At 68.5% G+C, this 20,549-nt stretch carries 21 protein-coding genes, 1 tRNA gene and 1 riboswitch; of the genes, 9 read left to right on the plus strand and 13 right to left on the minus strand.

Features of this window, described 5'->3' with window-relative positions; translation table 11 throughout:
* Position 1: 1 nt before the first annotated feature.
* Complete coding sequence (locus tag CBM2594_RS12510; protein ID WP_116357099.1) at positions 2–469, plus strand: MarR family winged helix-turn-helix transcriptional regulator; 468 nt, start codon at positions 2–4, stop codon at positions 467–469.
* Here the strand turns inward: CBM2594_RS12510 and CBM2594_RS12515 are convergent.
* Complete coding sequence (locus tag CBM2594_RS12515; RefSeq protein ID WP_116357100.1) at positions 466–960, minus strand: Lrp/AsnC family transcriptional regulator; 495 nt, start codon at positions 958–960, stop codon at positions 466–468. The two genes, CBM2594_RS12510 and CBM2594_RS12515, sit on opposite strands and share 4 nt — an antisense overlap.
* 158 nt (positions 961–1,118) lie before the next feature.
* Between CBM2594_RS12515 and kynB the strand changes: the two genes are divergently transcribed.
* From kynB to kynA, 3 genes are read left to right on the plus strand one after another with little or no spacing between them, the layout of a single operon-like run.
* A complete protein-coding gene (kynB, locus tag CBM2594_RS12520) occupies positions 1,119–1,769 on the plus strand; it encodes an arylformamidase (RefSeq protein WP_116357101.1) in 651 nt (216 codons plus the stop codon).
* 39 nt (positions 1,770–1,808) lie between these two features.
* Complete coding sequence (gene kynU, locus CBM2594_RS12525) at positions 1,809–3,065, plus strand: kynureninase (protein WP_116357102.1); 1,257 nt, start codon at positions 1,809–1,811, stop codon at positions 3,063–3,065.
* 13 nt (positions 3,066–3,078) lie between these two features.
* Positions 3,079–3,957 (plus strand): tryptophan 2,3-dioxygenase, encoded by an 879-nt coding sequence (gene kynA / locus CBM2594_RS12530; protein WP_116357103.1) that lies wholly within the window; start codon positions 3,079–3,081, stop codon positions 3,955–3,957.
* A 19-nt stretch (positions 3,958–3,976) separates the two neighbouring features.
* Here kynA and CBM2594_RS12535 read toward each other — a convergent pair whose 3' ends face one another.
* On the minus strand, positions 3,977–4,810 hold the full coding sequence (locus CBM2594_RS12535) for an IclR family transcriptional regulator (protein WP_116357104.1): 834 nt from the start codon (positions 4,808–4,810) through the stop codon (positions 3,977–3,979).
* A gap of 259 nt (positions 4,811–5,069) precedes the next feature.
* Here CBM2594_RS12535 and CBM2594_RS12540 point away from each other — a divergent pair, with 259 nt between their 5' ends.
* The 4 genes from CBM2594_RS12540 to CBM2594_RS12555 all read left to right on the plus strand — a co-directional run bounded on the left by CBM2594_RS12540 (position 5,070) and on the right by CBM2594_RS12555 (position 8,138).
* Positions 5,070–6,263, plus strand: coding sequence for an acyl-CoA dehydrogenase (locus tag CBM2594_RS12540; RefSeq protein WP_116357105.1), 1,194 nt, complete (start codon positions 5,070–5,072; stop codon positions 6,261–6,263).
* Between the two features lie 439 nt (positions 6,264–6,702).
* Positions 6,703–7,029, plus strand: coding sequence for a DUF883 family protein (locus tag CBM2594_RS12545; protein WP_010813729.1), 327 nt, complete (start codon positions 6,703–6,705; stop codon positions 7,027–7,029).
* A 225-nt stretch (positions 7,030–7,254) separates the two neighbouring features.
* A complete protein-coding gene (locus CBM2594_RS12550; RefSeq protein WP_116357106.1) occupies positions 7,255–7,635 on the plus strand; it encodes a phage holin family protein in 381 nt (126 codons plus the stop codon).
* The gene (locus CBM2594_RS12555) at positions 7,632–8,138 is read left to right on the plus strand and encodes a DUF3318 domain-containing protein (RefSeq protein WP_116357107.1); all 507 of its coding nucleotides are present in this window, start codon (positions 7,632–7,634) and stop codon (positions 8,136–8,138) included. Before CBM2594_RS12550 ends, CBM2594_RS12555 begins: the two co-directional genes overlap by 4 nt.
* Before the next feature lie 39 nt (positions 8,139–8,177).
* On the opposite strand, the gene CBM2594_RS12560 is transcribed toward CBM2594_RS12555, so the two are convergent.
* The 11 genes from CBM2594_RS12560 to ybgC all read right to left on the minus strand — a co-directional run bounded on the left by CBM2594_RS12560 (position 8,178) and on the right by ybgC (position 18,863).
* Positions 8,178–11,078: an EAL domain-containing protein gene (locus CBM2594_RS12560; RefSeq protein WP_116357108.1), complete on the minus strand. Its 2,901-nt coding sequence runs from the start codon at positions 11,076–11,078 to the stop codon at positions 8,178–8,180.
* A gap of 128 nt (positions 11,079–11,206) precedes the next feature.
* Positions 11,207–11,282: transfer RNA gene (locus CBM2594_RS12565), tRNA-Lys, on the minus strand.
* A gap of 72 nt (positions 11,283–11,354) precedes the next feature.
* A complete protein-coding gene (locus CBM2594_RS12570) occupies positions 11,355–12,470 on the minus strand; it encodes a YeeE/YedE family protein (protein WP_116357109.1) in 1,116 nt (371 codons plus the stop codon).
* Positions 12,471–12,497: 27 nt separating this feature from the next.
* Positions 12,498–13,181 carry a 7-cyano-7-deazaguanine synthase QueC gene (gene queC / locus CBM2594_RS12575; protein WP_116357110.1) on the minus strand — a complete coding sequence of 228 codons (684 nt, stop codon included), beginning with the start codon at positions 13,179–13,181 and terminating at the stop codon, positions 12,498–12,500.
* A gap of 118 nt (positions 13,182–13,299) precedes the next feature.
* Positions 13,300–14,058, minus strand: coding sequence for a tol-pal system protein YbgF (gene ybgF / locus CBM2594_RS12580; RefSeq protein ID WP_116357111.1), 759 nt, complete (start codon positions 14,056–14,058; stop codon positions 13,300–13,302).
* Between the two features lie 15 nt (positions 14,059–14,073).
* Positions 14,074–14,586 (minus strand): peptidoglycan-associated lipoprotein Pal, encoded by a 513-nt coding sequence (pal, locus tag CBM2594_RS12585; RefSeq protein WP_116357112.1) that lies wholly within the window; start codon positions 14,584–14,586, stop codon positions 14,074–14,076.
* 15 nt (positions 14,587–14,601) lie between these two features.
* A complete protein-coding gene (gene tolB, locus CBM2594_RS12590; RefSeq protein WP_116357113.1) occupies positions 14,602–15,975 on the minus strand; it encodes a Tol-Pal system beta propeller repeat protein TolB in 1,374 nt (457 codons plus the stop codon).
* A gap of 205 nt (positions 15,976–16,180) precedes the next feature.
* Positions 16,181–17,230 (minus strand): cell envelope integrity protein TolA, encoded by a 1,050-nt coding sequence (gene tolA, locus CBM2594_RS12595; protein WP_116357777.1) that lies wholly within the window; start codon positions 17,228–17,230, stop codon positions 16,181–16,183.
* Between the two features lie 36 nt (positions 17,231–17,266).
* Positions 17,267–17,710: a protein TolR gene (tolR, locus tag CBM2594_RS12600; RefSeq protein WP_116357114.1), complete on the minus strand. Its 444-nt coding sequence runs from the start codon at positions 17,708–17,710 to the stop codon at positions 17,267–17,269.
* 68 nt (positions 17,711–17,778) lie between these two features.
* Positions 17,779–18,462, minus strand: a complete 684-nt coding sequence (gene tolQ, locus CBM2594_RS12605) for a protein TolQ (RefSeq protein ID WP_012353556.1) — start codon at positions 18,460–18,462, stop codon at positions 17,779–17,781.
* Positions 18,459–18,863, minus strand: a complete 405-nt coding sequence (ybgC, locus tag CBM2594_RS12610; RefSeq protein WP_116357115.1) for a tol-pal system-associated acyl-CoA thioesterase — start codon at positions 18,861–18,863, stop codon at positions 18,459–18,461. The genes tolQ and ybgC overlap by 4 nt, the downstream gene beginning before the upstream one ends.
* A 165-nt stretch (positions 18,864–19,028) precedes the next feature.
* A riboswitch (ZMP/ZTP riboswitch) is annotated at positions 19,029–19,154 on the plus strand.
* A gap of 124 nt (positions 19,155–19,278) precedes the next feature.
* Here ybgC and glyA point away from each other — a divergent pair.
* Positions 19,279–20,526: a serine hydroxymethyltransferase gene (gene glyA, locus CBM2594_RS12615; RefSeq protein ID WP_116357116.1), complete on the plus strand. Its 1,248-nt coding sequence runs from the start codon at positions 19,279–19,281 to the stop codon at positions 20,524–20,526.
* Positions 20,527–20,549: the final 23 nt, after the last annotated feature.

A 20,549-nucleotide genomic window follows, 5' to 3' on the forward strand; every position in this document is an offset into this window, starting at 1 on the left:
CATGGCGGACCTGCCGGCTGACCCCTACCCCGCGCCCCAGCCTTTCGTCGACGGCTACCTGGCCTACCTGCTGGCGCGCGCCAGCCATCTGATCTCGGGCGAATTCCATCGCGAGGTCGAGGCCAGCGGCCTGTCGGTGCAGGAATGGCGCGTGCTGGCCACGCTGGCCGATCGGCCCGACTGCACCATCGGCGCGCTGGCGGAAATCACGCTGACCAAGCAGCCCACGCTGACCAAGCTGGTCGACCGCATGGCGCAGGACGGCCTGGTCCGGCGCCGCCCCGGCAAGACCGACCGCCGCCACGCGCTGATCTCGATCACGCCGCGCGGCCTCGCCGTGGCGCGGCCGCTGCTGGAGCGTGCCGCGCAGCACGAGCGCGCCGTGCTGGATGACTTCGGCGTGCGCCAGGGCGCGCAGCTGAAGGAAACGCTGCGCCAGCTGATCGCGCTGCATACGCCGCCGCGCTAGGCGTCCGCCGTACCCGCCGCGTCCGACTTCAGGATCGCCAGCGGCGAACTGTCCACCTTGATCCGCTGCAGCACGATATTCGAGCGGATATCCATCACGCCCGGGGTGCGGTACAGACGGTTCACGATGAAGTCCGAGTAGTGCTTCAGGTTGCGCGCCTGCACGCGCAGGATGTAGTTGCTGTCGCCGGTGATGATGTATGCCGACAGCACTTCCGGCCACGCCTGCACCGCGGCGATGAAGGTGTCGTGCCAGCCCTCCACGTCATGGCGCATCGACACCTGCACGATCGCCTCCAGCTCCAGCCCCAGCTGCTCGGCGTCGAACCACGCCCGATAGCCGCCGATCACCCCTGACTCTTCCAGCAGCCGCACCCGGCGCAGGCACGCCGACGGCGACAGCGCCACGCGGTCGGCCAGGTCCTGGTTGCTGATGCGGCCGTTCTGTTGCAGACAGGTCAGGATGCGCAGATCGGTAGGGTCGAGGTTCATTCGAATTTCCTTCGATTAATCGCTGTTTTTTCGCATTCTATGCGAAAGAAGGATGGGATGACGGGCCATTTAGCAAGCCTCTTGCCGCCGATTTTGACTATGATTCCCGACATCGAGGCATACAGGATCGGCGCCCGCAGACGGCGCCGCGCAACCCCATGACCGCCCCCAATCCCGACCCGCGCCGGCTGTGGGACATCAGCCCGCCGCTGTCGCCCGCCACGCCGGTCTGGCCCGGCGATACGCCGTTCCAGCAGCAGCCGGCCTGGCAGATCGACGCGCATTGCCCGGTCAATGTCGGCCGCATCACGCTGTCGCCGCACACCGGCGCGCATGCGGACGCGCCGCTGCACTACGCCGCCGACGGCGCGCCGATCGGCGCCGTGCCGCTGGCGCCCTACCTGGGCGTCTGCCGGGTGATCCACTGCCTCGGCGCCGCGCCGCTGGTGCAGCCGCACCACATCGAGCACGCGCTCGCTGGCCTGCCGCCGCGGGTGCTGCTGCGCACCTACCGGCAGGCGCCGCTGGCGCAGTGGGACCCGGCCTTCTGCGCGGTAGCGCCCGACACCATCGCGCTGCTGGCCGCGCACGGCGTGCAGCTGGTCGGCATCGACACGCCGTCGCTCGATCCGCAGGACTCCAAGACCATGGACGCGCACCACGCCGTGCGCCGCCATGGCCTGGCGATCCTGGAAGGCATCGTGCTGGACCAGGTCGATGCCGGCGACTATGAGCTGATCGCGCTGCCGCTGCGCTTTGCCGCGCTGGATGCCAGCCCGGTGCGAGCGGTGCTGCGCAGCCTCGACTGAGCATTTCTTCCGAAACCCCGCCTGGCCTTTCTGCACGACATGACGACCATTGACCGCGAGCACTGTATCCGGCTCGACCAGCAAGACCCGCTGCGCCCGCTGCGCGATCAGTTCGCGCTGCCTGAGGGCGTGATCTACCTCGACGGCAATTCGCTCGGCGCCCGCCCGCGCGCCGCCGCCGCGCGCGCCGCCCAGGTGGTGGCCGAGGAATGGGGCGACGGCCTGATCCGCAGCTGGAACACCGCCGGCTGGTTCGAGCTGCCGCAGCGCCTGGGCAACAAGCTGGCGCCGCTGGTGGGCGCGGGCCCCGATGAAGTGGTGGTCACCGACACCACCTCGATCAACCTGTTCAAGGTGCTGGCCGCGGCGCTGCGCGTGCAGCAGACGCGCGACCCGGCGCGCAAGGTGATCGTCTCCGAGTCCAGCAACTTCCCCACCGACCTGTATATCGCCCAGGGCCTGGCCGACCTGCTGCAGCAAGGCTATTCACTGCGGCTGGTGAACTCGCCGGCCGAGATCGACGCCGCGGTCGGCGCCGATACCGCGGTGCTGATGCTGACCCATGTCAACTACAAGACCGGCGAGATGCTCGACATGGCCGGGCTGACCGAACTGGCCCACGCCCGCGGCGCGCTGACGGTATGGGACCTGTGCCATTCGGCCGGCGCCGTGCCGGTCGAGCTGAAGGCGGCCGGCGCCGACTACGCCATCGGCTGCACTTACAAGTACCTGAACGGCGGCCCGGGCTCGCCCGCCTTCGTCTGGGTCGCGCCGGCGCTGCGCGACGCCTTCTGGCAGCCGCTGTCGGGCTGGTGGGGCCATGCCGCGCCGTTCGCGATGGATCCGCAATACCGTCCGGTCGACGGCGTGCGCCGCTTCCTGTGCGGCACGCAGCCGGTCACGTCGCTGGCAATGGTCGAATGCGGGCTGGACGTGTTCGCGCAGACCGACATGCAGGCGCTGCGCGCCAAGTCGCTGCAGCTGACCGACCTGTTCATCCAGCTGGTCGAAGCGCGCTGCGGCCACCACCCGCTGGCGCTGGTGACGCCGCGAGAGCACGCGCGCCGCGGCAGCCAGGTCAGCCTGGAGCACCCCGACGGCTATGCCCTGGTGCAGGCGCTGATCGAGCGCGGCGTCATCGGCGATTACCGCGAGCCGCGCATCGCCCGCTTCGGCTTCACGCCGCTCTACACCAGCTTCGCCGAGGTGTGGGATGCTGTGGAAATCCTGCGCGACGTGCTGGACAGCGGCGCCTATCGCGACGCGCGTTTCCAGACGCGCGGCCAGGTGACCTGACCGGGAGCGCATCATGAGTGAATTCAAGGGATGCCCCTTCTCCGGCGCGGCGCCGGCAAACCCGCCGCAAGGCGATAGCTGGCACGGCGCGCAGATGGATTTCGCCAGGGACATGAGCTATGGCGACTACCTCGGCCTGGACCAGATCCTGAGCGCGCAGCATCCGCTGTCGCCGGACCACAACGAGATGCTGTTTATCGTGCAGCACCAGACCACCGAGCTGTGGATGAAGCTGATGCTGCACGAGCTGCGCGCCGCGCGCGAGTCGGTCAAGGCCGACAGCCTGCCGCCGGCGTTCAAGATGCTGACCCGCGTGTCGCGCATCATGGACCAGCTGGTGCAGGCGTGGAACGTGCTGGCCACCATGACGCCGCCGGAGTACTCGGCGATGCGGCCCTACCTGGGCATGTCGTCGGGCTTCCAGTCGTACCAGTACCGCGAGATCGAGTTCATCCTCGGCAACAAGAACGCCGCCATGCTCAGGCCGCATGCGCACCGGCCCGAGCACCTGGCGCTGGTCGAGGCCGCGCTGAAGACGCCGTCGCTGTACGACGAGGCGATCCGGCTGATGGCGCGGCGCGGCTTTGCCATCGATGCGGATTGCGTCGAGCGCGACTGGACCCAGCCGACCGCGTACAACGCGTCGGTCGAGGCGGCGTGGCTGGAGGTCTATCGCAACCCCGGCGCGCACTGGGAACTCTATGAGCTGGGCGAGAAGTTCGTCGACCTCGAAGACGCGTTCCGGCAATGGCGCTTCCGCCATGTGACCACGGTCGAGCGCGTGATCGGCTTCAAGCGCGGCACCGGCGGCACCGAAGGCGTCAGCTATCTGCGCAAGATGCTGGACGTGGTGCTGTTCCCGGAACTGTGGAAGTTGCGCACCGACCTTTGATCCGCTCCGGCCGGCGGCCTCAGCCCGCCGGCTCGGACAACCTTGCCGCCAGTGCCCGCAGCGCCGGCGCCAGGGTCTGGTGGAACACCGCCTCGTCCACCGCGCCATAAGACGCACTGCAGCTCAGCATGTGCAGCTCCTTCTCCCCCACCGGCCGGAACGCCACCGCGCAGGCATGGATGGCCGGATGCCAGTCGCGGAACGACGCCGCATAGCCGCGCTGCTGCGCCTCGGCCAGCGCGGCGCGGGTGGCGGCCTCCTGCTGCTTCCATTGTTCCGGGAAGGCCTGGCTGAACTCGGCCATCACGCGCTCGCGCCGCGCCGCCGGCAAGGCCGCCAGGTAGGCCCGCCCCATCGAGCTGGACACCAGCGACAGCCGCGAGCCGACCCCCAGCCCCAGCATCACGCCGGCGTCGTTGCGGATCGACTCCAGGTAGATCACCTCCATGCGCTCGCGCTTGCCCAGCGACACCGAGACCCCGTACGACTGCGCGAAGGCCAGCATGTGCGGGCGCGCCAGCGACACCACGTCCGACGCCGACAGGTAGGCATAGCCCAGCGCCAGCACCCCGGCATCGAGCGCGTACTTGCCCAGGCTGTCGTCATAGCGCAGGTAGCCCAGCTGCACCAGCGTGCCCGCCAGCCGGCTCACCGTGGCCTTGGGGAAGCCGGTGCGGCGCACGAACTCCTGGTTGCCCAGCATCGCCTCGCCGGTGCGGAAGCAGCGCAGCAGCTCCAGCCCGCGCGCCAGCGCGGTGACGAAGTTCGGGTCGCTGTCGCGCACGGGTGCAGGGGCGGATGCCGATGTGGCAGGGACTTCGGAAAGTGACGGATCGGGGTTCGGGTTGGCCAAGGTTCGCGGCTCCAGTCGGCGCTTGTCCGTTCATCGCACAAAGGCGCGGGGGTTCAGGGTTTTGCCTGTTGCGTGGCAAGACCATTGCGATATACTAATTCAACGGAACACAGTTCCGCAATGCGGAACTTTCAGGATCCCGAAAAAATCCTCCGCACGATCACCGAACCCGTTACGAAATGACCGATGCGCCGGCGCGCACAGCGGCACGCAAGCCGCCCCGCCCGGCGCTTCCCCTGCGCTACCGAAGGAGACCTGCATGGCTGCCAACGCCGAATTCCACTGGGCCGACCCCCTGCTGCTGGACCAGCAACTGAGCGCCGACGAGCGCATGGTGCGCGACGCCGCCGCGGCGTACTGCCAGGACAAGCTGATGCCGCGCGTGCTGCAGTCGTTCCGCAACGAGAAGACCGACGTCGAGATCTTCCGCGAGATGGGCGAGCTGGGTCTGCTCGGCCCGACCATCCCCGAGCAATACGGCGGCCCCGGCCTGAACTACGTCAGCTACGGCCTGATCGCGCGCGAAGTCGAGCGCGTCGATTCGGGCTACCGCTCGATGATGAGCGTGCAGTCGTCGCTGGTGATGGTCCCCATCTACGAATTCGGCACCGAGGCGCAGAAGCAGAAGTACCTGCCCAAGCTGGCCACCGGCGAATGGATCGGCTGCTTCGGCCTGACCGAGCCGAACCACGGCTCCGACCCGGGCTCGATGGTGACCCGCGCCAAGAAGGTTGAAGGCGGCTACGAGCTGACCGGCGCCAAGATGTGGATCACCAACTCGCCGATCGCCGACGTGTTCGTGGTCTGGGCCAAGCTGCAGGGCGAGGACGGCAAGGAAGACATCCGCGGCTTCATCCTGGAAAAGGGCTGGAAGGGCCTGAGCGCCCCCGCCATCCACGGCAAGGTCGGCCTGCGCACGTCGATCACCGGCGAGATCGTGCTCGACCAGGTGTTCGTGCCGGAAGAAAACATCATGCCGGGCGTGAAGGGCCTGAAGGGTCCGTTCACCTGCCTGAACTCGGCCCGCTACGGCATCGCCTGGGGCGCGCTGGGCGCCGCCGAATTCTGCTGGCACACCGCGCGCCAGTACACGCTGGACCGCAAGCAGTTCGGCCGCCCGCTGGCGCAGACGCAGCTGGTGCAGAAGAAGCTGGCCGACATGCAGACCGAGATCACGCTGGGCCTGCAGGGCTGCCTGCGCCTGGGCCGCATGAAGGACGAAGGCACCGCGGCGGTGGAAATTACCTCGATCATGAAGCGCAACTCGTGCGGCAAGTCGCTCGACATCGCCCGCGTGGCGCGCGACATGCTGGGCGGCAACGGCATCTCGGACGAGTTCGGCGTGATCCGCCATGTGGTGAACCTGGAGGTGGTCAACACCTACGAAGGCACCCATGACATCCACGCGCTGATCCTGGGCCGCGCCCAGACCGGCCTGCAGGCCTTCTTCTGATCGCAGCATAAAAAAGCCCGGCGATGAAGCCGGGCCAAGCACACTACCAAGGAGACGACGAGGCTGCCCTCGTCGATACAACACCTGCCTTGCATACGGCCCCGCCTCTGGCGGGGCCGTATGCATTGGGCTGCCGCGATGCGAGATCGCCGGGACGCAACGCCATGTTTCATGGTGGAACCAGAGTAACCGGATTGATATCCAACCCAAACGAATATAAAGTCACTACAAAATCACTCACAGTCATATAGACATTCTCTGACATCCATCACGCCCGCTTTCGTGCATGCTGGCAATACTTGGGCGTCCGATCCTTCCGCGACCCCTCGGCAACCCCTTCAGCGACCTGCCTCCGGGCGCGTTGCCTTGAAACGGCGACGTGTCGCCACATATGCTAAGTATCAGACCGACAAATGCCGTTAGCCTCGGAGCGAAGAAAATGTCAGAATCCGCACAAACCGAACCAACCGCCCGCAAACAGGAGAAACTGATGAGCGATGTCAAGACCGTGCTGTCCGACGCCGAGGAACTGCTGAAGCAAGCCGCCTCGACCACCGGGGAAAAGGCCGCCGAACTGCGCGAGCGTGGCATGGGCCTGCTCAAGCAAGCCAAGGAAAAGGCCCAGGACCTGCAAGATGCCGTCGTCACCAAGAGCAAGGCCGCCGCGCGCGCCACCGACGACTACGTGCACGACCACCCGTGGCGCGCCGTGGGCGTGGCGGCCGGCGTGGGCCTGCTGATCGGTCTGCTGCTCAACCGCAAGTAAGCGCTGCAAAGCCGGCGCGGCACGCCCATGCCGCGCCATCGCGGCGACCCGCCCCGGCGGGTCGCCAATGGCCGGGGTGCCCGGTGTGTCGATAGCGCGGACGTGGTTGGCCAGTGTCATGGTCGGCCTGCCGTTGTCGACGCCACCTGGCGCCGCATCCGGCCCCGCCAGCTGGATAGGTGCGCACGGCCATGCCGGCGCACCGCTCTTTGACGCCGGAGCCGCATGAGCGAATCCACCCCTTCCCCAAAGTTCCTCGACGCCGTGCGCAACCTGGCCGGCTCGCTGGTGGCGATGGTGCAGACGCGCCTGGAGCTAGCCAGCGTGGAGTTGGCCGAGGAGCGCACGCGCTTGCTGAAGGTCGCCCTGCTGGCCTTGTTCGGGCTGGCGTTCTTCGGGCTGGGCCTGGTCACGCTGACCGCCCTGATCGCGATCCTGTTCTGGGACACCTACCGCTGGCAGGCGCTGGGCGCGCTGACGGTGCTCTACCTGGTGCTGTGCGCCATCTGCCTGGCGTACGCCCGCAACGTGCTGCGCAACGCGCCGCCGATGCTGGAGGCCACGCTCGCCGAAATCGACAAAGACCGGGAGATCCTGCGCAGATGAGCACACTCGACCCTGACGACAGCACGCCCGGACGCGAACGCGGCGAGTACCCGCGCGCGCCCCGGTTCACGCAAGAGGTGCGCCTGCCGCTGGCGGTGCGCAAGGAACTGCTGCTGACCCGCGCCGCCCTCGAGCGCCACGATTGCCTGCAGGCGCTGCGCGCGGTGCGCGGCGGCGTGCACCGGCTGGGCAGCGTCAGCGCCTGGCTGCCGCGGATCGCGCGGCCGGGCTCGTGGATGAAGGTGGTCGGCCTGACCAAGGACTACCCGATGCTGAGCACCGCGGTGACGCTGGCGCTGCCCCTGCTCAAGCGCGCGCCGATGCTGCGCTGGACCTGGAAGCTGTCCAAGCTCGGCCTGCTGGCCGGCGCGGGCTACTGGGCCTACAACACCTGGCGCGAGGCCAAGGGCCAGGCAGTGCCGCCGGCAAGCGTGCCGACGCCGGCCCCGGCCGGCACCCCGCCCGCTGCCGACACCGGCTTCCGCGATCCGCTGATTCCCTGATCCCCCTGGCTGCGCCGGCGCACCCTTGCCGGCGCAGCCTCAGCCGGCCAGCGCCAGCACCGGCGGCGCCCCGGCCTCCGGGCCGGGCGGTGCGAACGGCACCGGCGGCGCAATGTGATAGCCCTGCGCCAGGTCCACGCCCAGCTCGCGCAGGCGCTCGAGCATTTCCTCGTTCTCGACGAATTCCGCAATGGTCTGCTTGCCCATCGCGTGGCCGATGCGCTGGATCACCTCCACCATCACCAGGTTGACCGGGTCGGCCAGCATGTCGCGCACAAAGCTGCCGTCGATCTTCAGGTAGGCCGCGGGCAGGTGCTTCAGGTAGGTGAACGAAGACATGCCGGCGCCAAAGTCGTCCAGCGCGAAGCGGCAGCCAAGCTGTTGCAACTGCACGATGAAGGCCCCGGCCTGCGCCAGGTTGGCAATGGCCGCGGTCTCGGTGATCTCGAAGCAGATGCCGTCCAGCGCGATGCCGAAGCGCTGCGCCTGCTCGCGCACGAAGTCCGGGAACTGCAGGTCGGCCAGCGACGAGCCTGACAGGTTGATCGCGCAGATGGCAATCTCGGCCTGGCGTCCCGCCAGCGTGGCAAACGCGGTCTCGACCACCCAGCGATCGATCATCGGCATCAGGTTGTAGCGCTCGCAGGCCGGCACGAACGCCATCGGAGGCACCAGCCGGCCGCGCTCGTCGACCAGGCGCAGCAACAGCTCCACATGGCGTCCCGCCGGGGGCAGCGCGCCCGGCTGCACCGGCACGATCTCCTGCGAGAACAGGCAGAAGCGGCCGGCGGCCAGCGCCGCATGCACGCGGCTGACCCATTCCATCTCGCCATGGCGGGCCTGCACCACGCTATCCAGCGGATGGTAGACCTGCACGCGGTTGCGCCCGCCCTCCTTGGCCACGTAGCATGCGGCGTCGGCCGCGCTCAGCGCCTCGGCCACGCTGCCGGTGTGCCGGTCCAGCGTGACCAGGCCGATGCTGACCCCGACCGCGAAGGTGCGCTGCCGGTGCGCAAAGCGGAAGCTCGCGATGGCGTGGCGCAAGCCCTCGGCGACGCGCTCGCCGTCGGCGCTGCCGCAATGCTCGAGCAGCACGCCGAACTCGTCGCCGCCCAGCCGCGCCAGCGTGTCGCTGCGGCGCAGCTGGCCGCGCATGATCTCGGCCATCTGCCGGATCAGCTCGTCGCCGGCGGCGTGGCCGCAGGTATCGTTGACCACCTTGAACTGGTCCAGGTCCAGGTACATCAGGGTGTGGGAGGTGCCTTGCGCGCGCGCGCGCCCGATCGCCGCGGCCAGCCGGCGCTCGAACTCGGCGCGGTTGACCAGGCCGGTCAGCGCGTCGTGGCTGGCCTCGTATGCCAGGCGCGCGGCATGCGCGCGTTCCTGGCTGATGTCGTGCAGCACCACCACCACGCCGATGGCCTGCGCGGCACGGTCGCGGATCAGCGCCACCGATGGCTTGACCGCCAGCGCCTGTCCGGGCTGGCCGGCGCCGTCGCGCTGCACCAGCTGGGCCGAGCGGCTGTGCCAGCGCTGGCGCAGCGCCAGCGTCACGATATCGGGCAGCGGCGCCAGGCTGTCCTCGTCGCGCAGCACGCAGACCTGGCTCAGCGGCAGGCCGCGCGCCTCGGTCTCGCGCCATCCGGTCAGGGCTTCGGCCGCGGGGTTGAGCGACTGCACGCGCCCCCACACATCGGCGGTCACCACCGCGTCGCCGATCGCCTGCAGCGTGACCTGGGCGCGCTCCTTTTCCGCAAACAGCTGCGTCTCGTAGCGCTTGTGCTCGGAAATATCGGTCAGCGAGCCCGCCATGCGCGCGCGCCGGCGCCCGGCGCCGCGCACCAGCCGGCCGCGGGCGCGCACCCAGAGGTAGTCGCCGGCGCGGTTGCGCAGGCGGAATTCGGCATCGTAGGGTTCGCCGCTGCGCAGGTGATGCGCCAGCTTGGCCTCGAACGCCGCCAGCTCGGACGGATGCAGCAGGCCCAGCACGGTTTCGCGCGCATGCGGCAGCTCGTCGCCGCGGTAGCCCAGCATCTGCGCGCAGCGCGGCGAGAAATACAGCTCGCCGCGGCCCAGGTGCCAGTCCCACAGGCCGTCGTTGCTGCCCTCGACCGCCAGCTGCAGTTGCTCCTCGCGCTGCGCCAGCGCCTCGCGCAGCCGGCGCTCGCGCCGCAGCGGCCCCACCGACAGCAGGATCGCCGACATCAGCAGCGCCGCCGCCATCACCGCGCTGCCGGTGGTGAGCAGCCGCGTGACCCGGCGCGAGGCCTGGCCCAGGTGGCCCGAGAAGGCTCGCTCCAGCGGCGTCAGCCTGGCGTCGATCTGCGCAATATTGCGCAGCACCGGCGCAACGCAGGCGTCGTCGCAGCCGGGCTGGCGCGCCAGGCGCCGCAGCGCCAGCGCTTGCTCATGCAAGGCAAAGATTTCGAGATCGCCCTGCGCCCACACGCGGATGGCGGCGTCGACCTCGTGGATATGGCGGAAATTGCGGTACAGGCGCACCATCCGCGGGATGTCTTCCGGGTGGTTGCCGCCGGCCAGCAGGCCTTCGTGCACGCGTTCGAGGTCGGGCTCGGCGCGGTCCAGCTCCAGGCGCGCGCGGTGGTCGCCGAACGGGATGGCGATGGACGACAGGTAGGCTTCGAAATCCGTGGGGTCGCGGGTCTCGCCGTAGCGCAGCAGGTGCAGCACGGCGTTCTTCTGGCCCTTGGACCACTGGCTCTCGCCCGCGACGAAGGCGCGCGCGGCGGACAACAGGTCGAGGCCGGCGATGCTGAACATCGCCAGCGCGACGACCACCGGTACGAACGGCCAGATGATGCGCAGCACGTGCCCGCTGGCCGGCAAGGAAACGCCTGCTCGCCGCATAGGTCTTGTTCGAGGGGCCGTGTCTCGCGGCCGTTCCGAGGGCCCGCGGTCCACACGCCGCGGTTGGCCCATTGTGCGGCGCGCGCCGGGCCTGCGTCTCTACCTCGAACTAGTTAAAGCACCCCCTACCATCGGGGCATGCCGGCGGCATCAAAACGCAAAAAGGGCCTGTGACGTGCGCCACAGGCCCTTCGGCATGCTGGTGGGTCGTGCGTGACTCGAACACGCGACCAACGGATTAAAAGTCCGCTGCTCTACCGACTGAGCTAACGACCCGAAAAAACAGAACCGCGATTATAGTGACGCGATTCTCGATGTGTCAAGCACGCGCCGCGCTGGCCCTCGCCATCAGACCATGCGTTCCAGGCGCCACATCTGGTAGCGGAATGCCAGCACCGCGCCGGCCAGGATGCCGGCCAGCGCAATGAACGATCCCAGCGCCAGCGTCGACACGCCCGACAACCCCTGCCCCACCGTGCAGCCCAGCGCGGTGACGCCGCCCGCGCCCATCAGGATGCCGCCGACCATGTGGTTGGCGACGTCCTCGGCATTGCCGAAGCCTTCCCAGCGGAACGTGCGCGTGACCAACGCATACGCAGCGGCGCCGGCGATCACGCCGAACACGCTGACGATGCCGATGGTCAGGACCTTGCTCTTGTCGCTGAACATCATCAGCCAGTCGAGCGTGTAGGCGTACGGCGCGACGAAGCTCAGGCTTTCCATGCGGCCGCTGTTGGTCGAGACGAACAGTTCTTCCAGCGTATTGGGGTCTTCGGCAACGTAGCCGAGGTGGCCGGACACGTACCACATCGCGACGATGATCAGGCCCACGCCGATGCCGCCCAGCAGGTTGTCGAAGGTGCGGAAGCCGCGGCCCGCCAGCGCCCACGCCGCCAGCACGCCGCCCAGCGCCAGGCCCAGCGCCAGCTGCAGCACGCCGCGCGCCGCGCCGGTGCCCTGCGCCAGTACCGACGGCAGGTCCTGCGTGGTCGGCAGCGCCAGCGCCACCGCATCGACGGTATTGACGCGCACCACGCCGAACAAACCGCGCAGCGTCATGTAGGCCGACAGCCCCAGGAACACGAACACCACCAGCGACTTCAGGTTGCCCGCGCCGATGCGCACCAGCGTCTTGCTGCCGCAGCCGGACGCCAGCACCATGCCGAAGCCGAACATCAGCCCGCCGGCCAGCGCCGACAGCCAGGCCAGCTTGCTCGCGGCATAGATGGTCTTGGTCGGGTCGATGGCGCCGTGCCAGGCCAGCACGCCGGTGCCGATCATGGCCACGCCGATCGCCAGCGCCCACATGCGCATGCGGCTCCAGTCGCCCATGTTGACGATGTCCGAGACCGCCCCCATGGTGCAGAAGTGCGTGCGCTGCAGTACCGCGCCAAACAGGAAGGTCAGGACAAAGGTGCTCAGCAGCACCGAACGCGAGAGCGCGGCAAGATCGATTTCAGGCATACGGGGGCGGGACGGCGGGCTCGGGGTTCAGGCGGCGGCCTGGTAGCGGGTCGGGTCGGGCACGCCGGCGGCCTCGAAGCCGGCGCGGCGGATGCGGCAGGAATCGCACACGCCGCAGGCGCGGCCGTCGTCGTCGGCCTGGTAGCACGACACCGTCAGGCTGTAGTCGACGCCCAGCGCGATGCCGGCGCGGATGATCTCGCCCTTGGTCATGTCGATGATGGGGGCATGCACGCGGAAGCGGTCGCCCTCGACGCCCGCCTTGGTGGCCAGGTTGGCCAGGGTCTCGTAGGCGGCGACGTATTCCGGGCGGCAGTCCGGATAGCCGGAATAGTCGACCGCGTTGGCGCCGAAGAACAGGTCGCGCCCGCCCACCGCCTCGGCCCAGCCGAGCGCCAGCGACAGCATGATGGTGTTGCGCGCCGGCACATAGGTGACCGGGATGCCGCCGGTGGCGCCATCGGTCGGCACCTCCAGCGCGTCGTCGGTCAGCGCCGAGCCGCCGAAGCGGCGCAGGTCGAGGTCGACGATCTCGTGGCGCACGGCGCCCAGCGCCGCGGCCACGCGCTTGGCGGCTTCCAGTTCCGAGGAATGGCGCTGGCCATAGCGCATCGACAGCGCATAGGTCTCGAAGCCCTGGGCGCGGGCCATGGCAAGTACGGTGGCGGAGTCGAGTCCGCCGGAGAGCAGGACGATGGCGCGTTGGGTCATGGTGCGGGTCGCGCCGGGGGGCGCGCAAGAACGTTCAGGCGAATCGCATATTCTAGCGCGACAAACGAGAAAGGCCCGCCGAAGCGGGCCTTGCGGTGGCGGGCAGCGGCGCCTGCGCTTACTTCAGCGTCTTGAGCCGGTTGCTCGCCGCCTGCGCGCCCTCGGTGCCGGGATACTTCGCCACCACCTGCTCCAGCGTCTTGCGCGCGGCCGCCTTCTGGCCGGACTCGAGCTGGTTGTTGGCAATGGCGATCATCGCGTCCGGCACCTTGGGGTGCGTCGGGTTGGCGTTGACCATGTTCTGCAGCACGAAGGTCGAGCCCTTGTAGTCGCGCTGCGCGTACAGCGAGTTGCCCAGCCAGTACTGGGCCAGCGGCAGGTACGGGCTCTGCGGGTACTTCTTCACGAACGCCGAGAACGAATTCCCCGCGCTCTTGAAGTCGCCCGCCTGGAACTGCTTGAGCGCGGCATCGTACTCGGGCTTTTCGCCCGGCTGCGCGATGCCTTCGCGGCCTTCTACCGTGACCTGCTGCGGCTCGAATTTCTTCAGGCGCGCATCCAGGTCGGCGTAGTAGTCCTTCTGCTGCTTCTGCAGCGTGTCCACCGTGTTCTGCAGGACTTCGTTCTGGCCGCGCAGCCGCGCCACTTCCTGGCGCAGGCCTTCGAGCTGGTTCTGCATGTCGAGCATGGTGCGGCTGTTCTGCTCGATGCGCTGCGTCGCGGTCGCCTGGAAACCGTTGAACTGGTCGCGCAGGCTGATGACGGCCTTGCGGGCCTCGTCATCGTCGAACACTCCGGCATGCGCCTGCGACAGCGGCAGCATGCCGCCGCCGGCCACGGCGGCGAGCCACAACAGGGTGGAAACGCGTGCTTTCATGGAAGGCGGTCCGGATCAGTAGTTGATGTCCGCGCGGCGGTTCTCGGCCCACGAGGCTTCATCATGGCCGGTGGCCTTGGGCTTTTCCTTGCCCAGGCTGACGGCTTCCATCTGCGCGTCGGGCACGCCCATCGACGCCAGCGAGCGGCGCACGGCTTCGGCGCGCTTCTGGCCCAGCGCGAGGTTGTACTCGCTGGTGCCGCGTTCGTCGGTGTTGCCCTGGATCAGGATCTTGCGGCCCTTGTTGGTGCCCAGGTACTTGGCGTGCGCGCCCAGCATGCCCTGGTAGTCGGCCTTGACGGTGTAGCTGTCGAAGTCGAAGTAGACGCTGCGCTTGGCCAGCGGGCTGTTCGGGTCGTTCAGCGGATCGGCGGCGGTCACCGGGGTGACGGCGCGCGGATCGGCACCCGTGCCGCCCGCGGCGCCGGCGCCGGCGTTGGCGGTGTCGTCGAGCTTGACGCCGGAGCTGCAGGCGCCCAGGGCCAGCAGTGCGGCAACGGCAAGGGATTTGGTCATCAGTTGAGGCATGGTGAATGACTCCTGTTATTGCATGAAAGGACCCCAGGACGGCTCGCGAACATCGCCGGACTGGAGGGACAGAACCTGCCGGGTACGCCCGTCAGTGGACACCGCCGCCAGCACCGCGCGACCGCCCACGCGGGTGGCATAAAGGATGTACTTGCCGTTGGCGGCGAAGCTGGGCGCTTCGTCGTTGGCCGTATCGGTCAGCGAAGTCACGTCGCCGTTGGTCAGGTCCTGCAACTGCAGCTTGAAGCCGCCCCCGCGCGAGATGTACGCCAGGTACTTGCCATCCGGCGAAATGCGCGGGCTCACGTTGTAGCTGCCCTTGAAGGTGACGCGTTGCGCCCCGCCGCCCTCCTCGCCGGAGGCGGGCATGCGGTAGACCTGCGGCGCACCGCCGCGGTCGCTGGTGAAATAGATGCTCTTGCCGTCGGGCGAGTACTGCGGCTCGGTGTCGATGGCGCTGCTGCGCGACAGGCGGCGGATGCCCGAGCCGTCGGCATTGACCTGGTAGACCTGGGTATTGCCATCGCGCGACAGCGCCAGCGCCAGGTGCCGGCCGTCCGGCGACCACGACGGCGCGCTGTTGTTGCCCTTCTGGTTCGACACCAGCGTGCGCTTGCCGGTGGCCAGGTCGTGCACATAGACCACCGGCTTTTTGGCCTCGAACGAGACGTAGGCCACGCGGGCGCCGTCCGGCGACCACGACGGCGAGATGATGGGCTCGTTGCTGGTCAGCGCCACCTGGGCGTTCTGCCCGTCCGAATCCGAGATCAGCAGCTGGTAGCGGCCGCCGACCTTCGACACGTAGGACAGGCGCGTGGCAAACACGCCGCGCTCGCCCAGCAGCTTTTCATAGATGTAGTCGGCGATCTTGTGCGCGGTCACGCGCAACTGCGACTGGTTGACGGTGAAGGCCAGCCCACCCAGGCTCTGGCCCTTGACGGTGTCGTACAGGCGGAAGCGCACCTCGTACTTGCCGCCCGCGGCCGGGGTCACGCTGCCGGCGACGAAGGCATCGGCGCCACGCGCCTTCCAGCTGCCCAGGTCGACATTGGCGGACTCGGCCACGGTGGCGCCGCCCGGGTCGACGTTGCGGAAGCGGCCGCTGCGGGCCAGGTCCGAACGGATGATCGCGGTCAGGTTCTGCGGGGCCTGGGCCTCGCCCTGGAAGTTGGCGGTGGCCACCGGGAACTGGCTGGCCCCTACCCCGGAGATCTCAACATTGAGCTGCGCGTGCGCGGCGCCGGCGGCCATGGTCATGGCCGCGGCCAGCCACGCCATCAGCGCGCGCCGGCCCGCCAGCGGCACCGCGCGGGCGGGGCCTCGGGATGCGGGGGGATTTGCGTTGTGCCGCCTCGCGGACAGCCAGTTGGGGGCCCAAAGCTTTCGCATGCTGCTCCTCAGTCGATTTCAAGTTTCGTCGGGCACGACAGGCAATCGGCAACACGGGCAAAGCGGCATTGCAGCGCGTGGCGCATGCCCCGTCCGCGTGCGTACCGCACCGTCGGCTGCGTCAGGCAACCTGTCATGCTAGCGCTGGGACCAGAACCCGGCGATGTAGGTTGCATTATGTTGCAAATCATGCCGTGCCGGTCACTCAGTCCTTCGGCCGGAAGGTAATGGTGAAGCTGGCCGGCGCCTTGCCGTTCTCATCGCGCGGCAGCGGATCGGAACGCTCCACCGCGCGCAGCACGGCATTGTCCCAGCCGGAATTGCCGCTGGACTTGGACAGCCGCGCCGCCAGCAGCGAACCGTCCGGCGCCAGCTGCACCGAGACCACCGCGGTCGGGTTGCCCGGCACGTCCTCGGTAAAGACGATGTTCGGCTTGACGCGGCGCCGCACGCGGTCGGCATAGCCGGGCGAAGCCTTGCCGCCACCGCCGGCACCGGCGCCGGCCGCATTGCCGACCCCGCCACCGCCGGCGCCGGAGCCGCCGGCCAGCGCCTGCAGGCGCGCCAGCTCGCTCTTGCGCTGGGCGTTGGCGGCGGCCTCGCGCCTGGCCTTGGCGTCGGCATCCGCCTTGGCCTTGGCGTCGGCCTGGGCCTTCGCCTTGGCGTCGGCCTGGGCTTTGGCCTTGGCGTCGGCGGCTTCCTTGCGCTCGCGCTCGGCCTGTTCCTTGCGGTCCTGCTCCTGCTGCGCGGCCTTCTTCTTCGCGTCTTCCTTGCGCTGCGCTTCCTTGCGCTCGGCTTCCTTGCGGTCAGCCTCCTTGCGCAGGGCTTCCTTGCGGGCTTCCTCCTTGCGGGCCTCTTCCTTGCGCTGCTCGGCCTCCTTGCGCTCGGCTTCCTTGCGCGCCGCTTCCTTGCGCTCGGCTTCTTCGCGCGCGGCCGCCTCGGCCCGGCGCTTCTTCTGCTCCAGCGCGATATCGGCGTCGTCCTCGACCTTGCTCTTCACCTGCGGCGGCGGCGGCACCGGACGCGGCTGCACCACCGGCTCGGGCTCTGGCCGCGGCGGCGGCGGGGGGGCGGTGGCGGCGGGAATTTCCTCCCACAGCTCGGCCTCGGCCCCGACCGGGGTGCTGCTCTGCCAGCTCACGCCGTAATACAGCACCACTGCCAGCAGCAGGTGCATGAACAGCGCGAGCAGGAAGGAACGCAGGGTTCCCCGCTCCTTGACCGGCTGGTAGGGATAGGCGGCGGCGGTCGTCATCAGGCGCAACGGCAATCGGATTGGCGCTTCAATGCGTCAGGAGGTCTTGGACTTGACCATCAGGCCCACGCGCTTGATGCCGTCGGCCTTCAGGATGGACATTACGTCCAGCACTGCTTCGTACTTGACCGCGCGGTCGGCGGCGATCACCACCGGCTGGTCGGGGTTCTCGTTCTGGCGCTGGTGGACGAAGTCCAGCAGGCCCTGCTTGTCGAGCTTGCGTTCGAAGGCATTGCCGGCATTGTCCTTGCCGCGCGCGGTGAGCTGGCCGTCTTCATGCACGGTGACGACGATCGGCGGCGCCTTCTGCTGCGGCGTGGCATTGGCCACGGTGGGCAGGTCGACGGTGGCGGGGCTCACGATCGGCGCGGCCACCATGAAGATGACCAGCAGCACGAGCATGACGTCGATATACGGCACGACGTTGATCTCGGCGCTGGCCCGGCGGCGCGAGCCGCCGCGGCGCTGAATGGCTGCCATTGCAGGACTCCTGGAGACGCCGGCCCGGGCTCACGCCCGGGCCGCTGGTACGCGGATAGGGAATACGGTCAGCGGGTCTGCCGCTGCAGGATGTTCAGGAACTCTTCCATGAAGCTCTCGAAGCGGATCGCCAGGCGATCGATCTCGGTCGCATAGCGGTTGTAGGCGATCACCGCGGGGATGGCCGCGAACAGGCCGATCGCGGTAGCCACCAGCGCTTCGGCAATGCCGGGCGCCACCGAGGCGAGCGTCGCCTGCTGCACGTTCGACAGCCCGCGGAACGCGTTCATGATCCCCCACACCGTGCCGAACAGGCCGATATACGGGCTCACCGAACCGACCGACGCCAGGAACGGCAGGTGCGATTCGAGCACGTCCATCTCGCGCTGGTAGGCCGCGCGCATGGCGCGGCGGGCGGCGTCGAGCAGCGCGCCGGCCTCGTTGCCGCGCTCGCGCGCCTTCAGGAACTCGCCCATGCCGGATTCGAAGATCCGCTCCAGCGCACCGGTGTTGTGGCGGTTGTTGACGGCGCTGTTATAGAGCGCCTGCAGGTCGCCGCCGGCCCAGAAGTCGCGCTCGAAGCCTTCGGTCTGGGTCCGCGCCGAGCGCACCGCCAGGTGCTTGCGGAAGATATAGGTCCACGAAAACAGCGACATGACGAGCAACAGCGCCATGACGGCCTGTGCCAGCACGCTGGCGTGGAGCACCAGCGTTACGATCGACATGTCTTGCGTGACGGTCACGGGATTCATCGTGCTGACTTGATGGTGGCTAGAACGGGGTCGGGGATCGGGGCGGGACGGAAAGTGCTTTTGTCGACGCAGCCGACGCGGATCGCGCCGGTCGCCAGCATCTGCTCGTCCCGCCAGGCTTCCTGGGTGAACTGCACCGAAGCCGGGCCGACCCGGTCGATGCGCGTGCGGATCTCAAGCTGGTCGTCCAGCCGGGCGGGCGCATTGTAGTCCACCGCCGTGCTGCGGACGATGAAGACCACGCCCGCCTGGTCGGCGAGCGCCTGCTGTTCGATGCCGAGCGAGCGCAGCCACTCGGTGCGGGCGCGCTCGAAGAACTTGAGGTAGTTGGCGTAGAACACGACGCCGCCTGCATCGGTGTCTTCCCAGTACACCCGCAGGGTCCAGACAAAGTTTGTCATGGCCGCGATTGTAACGGAGAGCGATACCCGTTTCGTGTAAACCCGCAGGACGACTTTGCAACAGCAAGTTGCTGGCCAGGGCCGCGCCAGCCCTTGCCAGCGCTTGGCTGGCGGGCCCACGGCTTGCGGCGGGCGGCCGCCTCGCGCTACACTGCGCGCAACCATTCCATCTTGCGCGACTGGCGAAGTCAGTGGGCACTACCACGAGGAAGCGCAAGTTCTCTGGCGTGAAGTTTCCAAACGCCATGGCGTTGACGCGAGTCATGCCTGCCGCTCGCCTGGGCAGCGAATGGGAAGCAGGGTGCGCCCTGCGCCGACGGCCAAGTGCCGCCGGTGCCGGTCGCCGCTAGCCTTCCCCGCGCGCCCTACCCCCGATGCCCAGCATCGGATTCCCTTTTTTCAGACGAGTTTCGCCATGTTCGAACGCAGCCGTTTTACGATCGACCAGATCGACCCCGAGGTCTTTGCCGCCATCCAGCAGGAAAACCAGCGCCAGGAAGACCACATCGAGCTGATCGCCTCCGAGAACTACACCTCGCCGGCGGTGATGGCCGCGCAGGGTTCGCAGCTGACCAACAAGTACGCCGAGGGCTATCCCGGCAAGCGCTACTACGGCGGTTGCGAGTACGTCGACATCGTCGAGCAGCTCGCCATCGACCGCGTCAAGCAGCTGTTCGGCGCCGAAGCCGCCAACGTGCAGCCCAACTCGGGCTCGCAGGCCAACCAGGGCGTGTACTTCGCCGTGCTCAAGCCGGGCGACACCATCATGGGCATGAGCCTGGCCGAAGGCGGCCACCTGACCCACGGCATGGCGCTGAACATGAGCGGCAAGTGGTTCAACGTGGTCAGCTACGGCCTGAACGCGCAGGAAGACATCGACTACGACGCGCTGGAAAAGCTGGCGCAAGAGAAGAAGCCCAAGCTGATCATCGCCGGCGCCTCGGCCTTCGCGCTGCGCATCGACTTCGAGCGCATCGGCCGCGTTGCCCGCTCGATCGGCGCCTACTTCATGGTCGACATGGCCCACTACGCCGGCCTGATCGCCGCGGGCGTCTACCCGAACCCGGTGCCGCACGCCGACTTCGTCACCACCACCACGCACAAGAGCCTGCGCGGCCCGCGCGGCGGCGTGATCCTGATGAAGGCCGAGCATGAAAAGGCGATCAACTCGTCGATCTTCCCCGGCATCCAGGGCGGCCCGCTGATGCACGTGATCGCCGGCAAGGCGGTGGCGTTCAAGGAAGCGCTGACGCCCGAGTTCAAGGAATACCAGCAGCAGGTGGTGAAGAACGCCGCCGTGCTGGCCGAGACCCTGATCGCGCGCGGCCTGCGCATCGTCTCGGGCCGCACCGAGAGCCACGTGATGCTGGTCGACCTGCGCGCCAAGAACATCACCGGCAAGGAAGCCGAGCGCATCCTGGGCGAGGCGCACCTGACCGTGAACAAGAACGCGATCCCGAACGACCCGGAAAAACCGTTCGTCACCTCGGGCATCCGCGTCGGCTCGCCGGCCATGACCACGCGCGGCTTCAGGGAAGAAGAAGCCCGCATCGTCGGCAACCTGATCGCCGACGTGCTGGACAACCCGCACGACGCCGCCAACATCGCCGCGGTGCGCGAGCAGGTGTCGGCCCTGACCAAGCGTTTCCCGGTCTACGGCTGACGGTACCAGGCCGCCCGTGCGCG

Source organism: Cupriavidus taiwanensis, assembly GCF_900249755.1.
Lineage (GTDB): Bacteria > Pseudomonadota > Gammaproteobacteria > Burkholderiales > Burkholderiaceae > Cupriavidus > Cupriavidus taiwanensis_D.

Coding starts and splice junctions, on each gene's coding strand:
- CBM2594_RS12510 (WP_116357099.1), top strand. CDS start 2: ATGGCGGACCTGCCGGCTGACCCCTACCCCGCGCCCCAGCCTTTCGTC.
- CBM2594_RS12515 (WP_116357100.1), bottom strand. CDS start 960: ATGAACCTCGACCCTACCGATCTGCGCATCCTGACCTGTCTGCAACAG.
- kynB (WP_116357101.1), top strand. CDS start 1,119: ATGACCGCCCCCAATCCCGACCCGCGCCGGCTGTGGGACATCAGCCCG.
- kynU (WP_116357102.1), top strand. CDS start 1,809: ATGACGACCATTGACCGCGAGCACTGTATCCGGCTCGACCAGCAAGAC.
- kynA (WP_116357103.1), top strand. CDS start 3,079: ATGAGTGAATTCAAGGGATGCCCCTTCTCCGGCGCGGCGCCGGCAAAC.
- CBM2594_RS12540 (WP_116357105.1), top strand. CDS start 5,070: ATGGCTGCCAACGCCGAATTCCACTGGGCCGACCCCCTGCTGCTGGAC.
- CBM2594_RS12545 (WP_010813729.1), top strand. CDS start 6,703: ATGTCAGAATCCGCACAAACCGAACCAACCGCCCGCAAACAGGAGAAA.
- CBM2594_RS12550 (WP_116357106.1), top strand. CDS start 7,255: ATGAGCGAATCCACCCCTTCCCCAAAGTTCCTCGACGCCGTGCGCAAC.
- CBM2594_RS12555 (WP_116357107.1), top strand. CDS start 7,632: ATGAGCACACTCGACCCTGACGACAGCACGCCCGGACGCGAACGCGGC.
- CBM2594_RS12560 (WP_116357108.1), bottom strand. CDS start 11,078: ATGGGCCAACCGCGGCGTGTGGACCGCGGGCCCTCGGAACGGCCGCGA.
- CBM2594_RS12570 (WP_116357109.1), bottom strand. CDS start 12,470: ATGCCTGAAATCGATCTTGCCGCGCTCTCGCGTTCGGTGCTGCTGAGC.
- queC (WP_116357110.1), bottom strand. CDS start 13,181: ATGACCCAACGCGCCATCGTCCTGCTCTCCGGCGGACTCGACTCCGCC.
- ybgF (WP_116357111.1), bottom strand. CDS start 14,058: ATGAAAGCACGCGTTTCCACCCTGTTGTGGCTCGCCGCCGTGGCCGGC.
- pal (WP_116357112.1), bottom strand. CDS start 14,586: ATGCCTCAACTGATGACCAAATCCCTTGCCGTTGCCGCACTGCTGGCC.
- tolB (WP_116357113.1), bottom strand. CDS start 15,975: ATGCGAAAGCTTTGGGCCCCCAACTGGCTGTCCGCGAGGCGGCACAAC.
- tolA (WP_116357777.1), bottom strand. CDS start 17,230: ATGACGACCGCCGCCGCCTATCCCTACCAGCCGGTCAAGGAGCGGGGA.
- tolR (WP_116357114.1), bottom strand. CDS start 17,710: ATGGCAGCCATTCAGCGCCGCGGCGGCTCGCGCCGCCGGGCCAGCGCC.
- tolQ (WP_012353556.1), bottom strand. CDS start 18,462: ATGAATCCCGTGACCGTCACGCAAGACATGTCGATCGTAACGCTGGTG.
- ybgC (WP_116357115.1), bottom strand. CDS start 18,863: ATGACAAACTTTGTCTGGACCCTGCGGGTGTACTGGGAAGACACCGAT.
- glyA (WP_116357116.1), top strand. CDS start 19,279: ATGTTCGAACGCAGCCGTTTTACGATCGACCAGATCGACCCCGAGGTC.